Source organism: Empedobacter sedimenti, from assembly GCF_030005555.1.
Classification (GTDB): Bacteria; Bacteroidota; Bacteroidia; order Flavobacteriales; family Weeksellaceae; genus Empedobacter; species Empedobacter sedimenti.
Map to the genome: position 1 here is coordinate 1 of NZ_JASCQG010000031.1, position 4,985 is coordinate 4,985.

5 protein-coding genes are annotated in these 4,985 nt (G+C 27.0%); all 5 read right to left on the bottom strand.

Annotated features, from left to right (window positions below):
- Positions 1-222: 222 nt before the first annotated feature.
- Positions 223-801, bottom strand: coding sequence for a pentapeptide repeat-containing protein (locus tag QHG34_RS15650; RefSeq protein WP_182650838.1), 579 nt, complete (start codon positions 799-801; stop codon positions 223-225).
- A 441-nt stretch (positions 802-1,242) separates the two neighbouring features.
- Positions 1,243-1,533 (bottom strand): type II toxin-antitoxin system YafQ family toxin, encoded by a 291-nt coding sequence (locus QHG34_RS15655; RefSeq protein WP_188320253.1) that lies wholly within the window; start codon positions 1,531-1,533, stop codon positions 1,243-1,245.
- Positions 1,526-1,786 carry a hypothetical protein gene (locus QHG34_RS15660; RefSeq protein WP_225532514.1) on the bottom strand — a complete coding sequence of 87 codons (261 nt, stop codon included), beginning with the start codon at positions 1,784-1,786 and terminating at the stop codon, positions 1,526-1,528. Before QHG34_RS15660 ends, QHG34_RS15655 begins: the two co-directional genes overlap by 8 nt.
- Before the next feature lie 39 nt (positions 1,787-1,825).
- Positions 1,826-2,281 carry a hypothetical protein gene (locus QHG34_RS15665; RefSeq protein WP_188320256.1) on the bottom strand — a complete coding sequence of 152 codons (456 nt, stop codon included), beginning with the start codon at positions 2,279-2,281 and terminating at the stop codon, positions 1,826-1,828.
- 67 nt (positions 2,282-2,348) lie between these two features.
- Entirely contained in the window at positions 2,349-3,365 is a 1,017-nt protein-coding gene (locus tag QHG34_RS15670; protein ID WP_188320255.1) for a replication initiation protein, read from the bottom strand.
- Between the last annotated feature and the right edge of the window lie 1,620 nt (positions 3,366-4,985).

Here is a 4,985-nt window from a genome sequence, read left to right on the forward strand (position 1 = left end):
TGTTCATTGTTTTTTTTGATTTAAATTAAACTTATATACTTCATTTACTTGGTATGTGTCTTAAAATCTCTGCTAACGTTATGTATATGAGCTGTGGCGTGTCTCGGCACTAACCTCTCCAAATATAAACTAACTTTGGCAAACCGCAGGATTTTCCAAATAGGCACAGAACGAGCTATAGCTTATATACGGTGTTGTGCGTTCGTAATTATTTTTTTTTGTTCAAGAAATAATCAATTGATATTTATATAGCAATCCTTCTAGTTGAAATGCAGAAAATTTTGCTTTTTTAAGTTTGTTAAATTCAGGGTCAATAGCGAAGTTTTTTGCATTTCTAAAGTCCGCCTTTTCAAGTATAGTATTTAAAAACCTCGTTCCTGTAAGGTCTGTGTCATTAAAAACTGCTGAAGATAAATCCGATTCAGTAAAATCTGCTTCTTTAAGAGAACATTTTACAAAGTGCGTATTCTTTAACTTTGTCCCAAAAAATGTAGAATAATCCATAATACAATTCTCAAATCTGAAAGAAAATGCAAAATTGTTGCATCTTGTAAAATCAATTCCAAGAATTTTGCTTCCTATAAAGCTTGCGTTTCTAAAACCCGTTCCTTCTATTTCTGTCATTGAAAAGTTACAGTCCTGAAAAGTGCATTCTTCAAAACTATTTCCTCTCAAGTCACTTTTTACGAAAATGCACGATATAAACTTACATTTAAAAAATTCTCTATTTCTTAATGTTTTTCCAGAATAATCAACATTTTTAAATTCTTTGTTCTCGTGAGTTATTATTTCATTTGTCATTTTTATATTTTTCTAATTTTGAGTGAGTTTTTCTATGACGCACAACATAGTAATTTACGAAGTAAATAATAGAAAAGTTTCGTGAAATATTCCCTATATCCGTATTTCGTGTAATTACTTTGTTAAAAGTAATAAATTCTTTGATAGTCTATATTATCTAAATAACATTTGTATGAATAGCGAGGTTTTTATTTAAAATTTTTAAATTCTCAATCATGGATCACGAAACTCTACAATTGATACTTTATTAATCTATTTCATTACTTAACATAATCGAAATTATACACCTTTTTGAAATGGGTTAAATTATTGATTTTAAAGTAGTGCCGTTTTGGATAAATTATTTTAGGTTTGAAAATGCTCTGAATGGCGCATTCTGCCGTTGAAACGACATATCCAAATCGGACAAAATAAAGCCTTAGTATTTGAAATACTAAGGCTTTATTTAAAAAGGTCAGAATGAGAACCTATTCTAGTTAAATGAATTTCTTTTTTATTTTCATCAAATTGAAACCAAATAAGAAGTAAATCAGAATTAATGTGACACTCCCAATAATCTTTATAATCACCAATAAGTTTATGAGCTTTCATTTTTAAAGGCAGATTATCAGCACCCCCTTTAATTAATAATTCTAAGCACTTTTCAATATCTTGAATTTTCTTAGGTGCTTTTTTAAATTTTTTAAAATCCTTTTTAAATTGAGTGGAGAATATTAATTTGTAGTTAGTCATCAAGTAGATTTTTTAGATAACCTTTTAGTTTAGATGGGTCACTTACCGAATCAAGATTTTCTGAATTGTTTTTTAATTCCTCCATTGCAGAAATAGTTTCTGAATTAGGAATAGAGTATCCTGTTGCATCTAGAAGTATTGTTTCAATATAATTATTAAAACTTCTATTTGACTTAATAGCTTCTTTTTTTAGAAATTCATAAAGATTATTATTTATCCTTAAAGAAGTTAATCTTTTTTCTTTAGTATTCATAATGAATTAATTTGTAATACAAATGTAATCATTAATAATTTAAAATTGCCACCATCTTTTTTTCTTTTCTGGTATTTGATCTGCTTGGTTTAATTCCGGTTCTTTTTTTGGGGCTTCTAAAAGGAGAATTGTCTTTTGTAAGTCGATTATTCTACCCTCTTTTTCTTGTAAAAGCAACTCTTTATTCTTTAATTCTTGTTCATGTAAAGATTTATTTAATCTTATTTCTTGTTCATATAGAGCAAGTTTAGTTTTTAAATCATTTAACTCATTATTAGTTGGTCTTTTGTTGGTCATGTCTATGTTTTGGGTAGGTCGTTTATTTTCTTTTTGTACAGCCTCATAGACAGAGAAAAGATAATTTACTTCAATTAAATTTTTATTCCCTTTTTTTTGGATATATGGCTTAGACTCTTCTTTTGCAAATAATCTTCGTATTGTTTTTTCACTTTTATTAGTTTTTTCGCAAGCTTTTTTTATATCAATGTAATTCATGAAGGTGATTTTTGTCTAGTTGGTCAAATGTAGGACATGTCTAGTAAATGACCATGTGTTAAGTAGGTCATTTATTTAAGTACTTTTCTTCAAAAATCTGTTCAGATTTATTTTTTAAAGAACCAATAAGGTATGCTTTTAGATTTTTAATTTCATAGACTACAGATTGAGCTTTTAGTTCGACTAAGAAATCCAATAGTTCCTCTTCAGAAAGATGATTATATAGACTTTCAAATAAGCTAAGATTGTTGTTTAATTCTTTATCGGTAAACTCGTAATTGTACTTTAAATAATCTTCTATGTTTTTAGGAATAAACCAACGATTTGACATTTGTTTCATTGCTTTTTGTTTTTTCAATGATTCATCTTCAAATTGCGGTTGATGGATCGGAATAAAACGAATACCTGTAATCTTTCGACCTGTTTTAATTCTCTCATAATAAAATGTATAAGGACTGCATTTATCAAGTTCAATTTTTGCAGGCTCTACAACTTTTTCTATAAATCCAGAAGGTCTGTTTTTATATTTACCGATTAGACCAAATATTTCTTTTAAATCATCTATAGAGTAATTTATAGGTTTTTTTTGGTTGGAAAGTAATTCATAAAATCGCATAGAATAAACACTCTCAAATTCCATTGCAGTTTTTAACTCGTATTTTTTAAAACCTTTCGAAAAATCTAAAAAAGCTTCTACAATTTCTTCTCTTAAAGTAAATTGAACATCTTCTTTGTACTTTTCTAACTCAGGGAAGTATAAAATATTAATAGTTTTCCATACTCTATCATCCTCATATTCAAATCCTTTTTTTTCTAAAGAAAGTAAAGCTTTTTTTATTTGAGCATGATTTTTATCTTCTTCATTTTTTTTGAATGCTGAAAAGGGAAATATGAATTCGAAAAGTTTTTTATTTCCGTGTTGGTACTCCCTTAAAGAGTATCTCATATTTAACTCCTTCCCCTCTATTAAAGATTGCAATTGTTCAATGATTCGATATAGAATACGCTTTTCATAAACTGAATAATCATATTTCGCAGTTGTTAAAATATAAGATTGTAATACTTCTTTATTATTGATTTTCATATTAGTGAAACTTTACTACCACAAAGATAATACTTTCTACCACTTGTAAAATAGTAAGAGGTAGAAAGTATTATAAAAGTTGCAGTTGGGTTAAATCAAAGTATTATAAAAGTGGTAATAAAGTATTATAAAAGTGGTAGTAAGACTTTTTTCAATCCTTGTAATATATATGATATACACATATATATCCGTTTTTTGTCGAAAGTCGATAAGTTATGTTAGATAAGCTATGTTTAATTAATACAAAAACATGGTAATTTTTTAGTTTTTAAGGGTGTGATTTTCTTCGAAAAATCACTTTTGGGAGCTTGCGTGAAATACATTGTTTTCGTTAGAGTGGAAAAACAAAAACAAATTGACGTGACTTTTTTATGCGCACCAGGGGGGGGGCGGATTTTTTATTTTTGATAAATTTATCTAATTTAATTAACTGATTTTTAATTCATTAATGTATTTCTGTTGCTCAAATTTTATGTTTAACCATAAATTTGAAAGCGAAACGATTTTAAAACGGCTTCTTTTGAGGTCGTTTTTTTTGCGTTTTAAGACATTTTTTTTTAATCATTAGGAAATTATAGCAAAAAGTATTTAAAGCTATTTAAAGCTAAATATTAACTATCTACAAGCTTATTCACTCCTTAATTTGAGTTAAAAACAAGTGGCTTTTTAATTATTAGATAAAATAACAATGAAGAATGACCAAAGTAAAACAAATCAAAAGAAAACAAAGGTAAGTTTCGCACCATTAAATTTTAGCATAAAGCCGTTTCACTTTTTATATAAAATTTAGTGATGCTGCACTTGTTGAAATGGCTTTCTTTTTTTTCGTTTTTTCTTTTCTAAAATGGTTTTTTTAAGCTAAATTTTCTTAAAAAATCTCTTAAAATTTCAATTAGATGCAAGATATGGATTTGTGTAGACACTCAAATCACAATATTGCCTTTTCAGAAAAAAGGAAAGTAAAAATCGGAACTCTTTTTTACGTGAAATTTGATAGTAATTGTGAGTAGCGAGAGGGAACTCCACACGATGGAGTTATAATATTGGTTATCATTGATTTAGTATTTTTAAAAAAATTAAATGTATGTTTTTTGTACATACATTTTAGTTTTTTTTCTTATATATGATTGCTAATCAATTTTTTATGTGTGTAATTATCTACATACATTTTGATATTTACTAATTTTGGAGAAAATTATATACAGAGAAAAATCGATCAAAATTGAGTATTCCGAATGAAAGTAGGAATAGCAAGCAGTAATCACGGAGACCGAGATTGGTTTTTATATTCCTATGATTTACAAATTGTTATAAATAATAATACATACTTTATAAATTAAAAAGTATGTATTATAAGTGTAACTTGTTGATATATAATGTTGTTAACTTACTCTCTAAAAGTATGTTTTTCAAAATAAGCAAGTAGTATAAAATGCATCGTTTTATTAATTTTTATACTAAAATCAGAAAATAGCAAGGTGTGTTTTTTGTTGCAAAAAACTTAGGATAATGACATGAAAAAACCTCCAAATGGAGGTTTATATTTTACATAAAAGGTGTTATAATTTCACCAAACTTTGAGTTAGCAGAGGTTTTTTATTTATCAGCATGTTTAACCCC

Coding starts and splice junctions, on each gene's coding strand:
- QHG34_RS15650 (WP_182650838.1), bottom strand. CDS start 801: ATGACAAATGAAATAATAACTCACGAGAACAAAGAATTTAAAAATGTT.
- QHG34_RS15655 (WP_188320253.1), bottom strand. CDS start 1,533: ATGACTAACTACAAATTAATATTCTCCACTCAATTTAAAAAGGATTTT.
- QHG34_RS15660 (WP_225532514.1), bottom strand. CDS start 1,786: ATGAATACTAAAGAAAAAAGATTAACTTCTTTAAGGATAAATAATAAT.
- QHG34_RS15665 (WP_188320256.1), bottom strand. CDS start 2,281: ATGAATTACATTGATATAAAAAAAGCTTGCGAAAAAACTAATAAAAGT.
- QHG34_RS15670 (WP_188320255.1), bottom strand. CDS start 3,365: ATGAAAATCAATAATAAAGAAGTATTACAATCTTATATTTTAACAACT.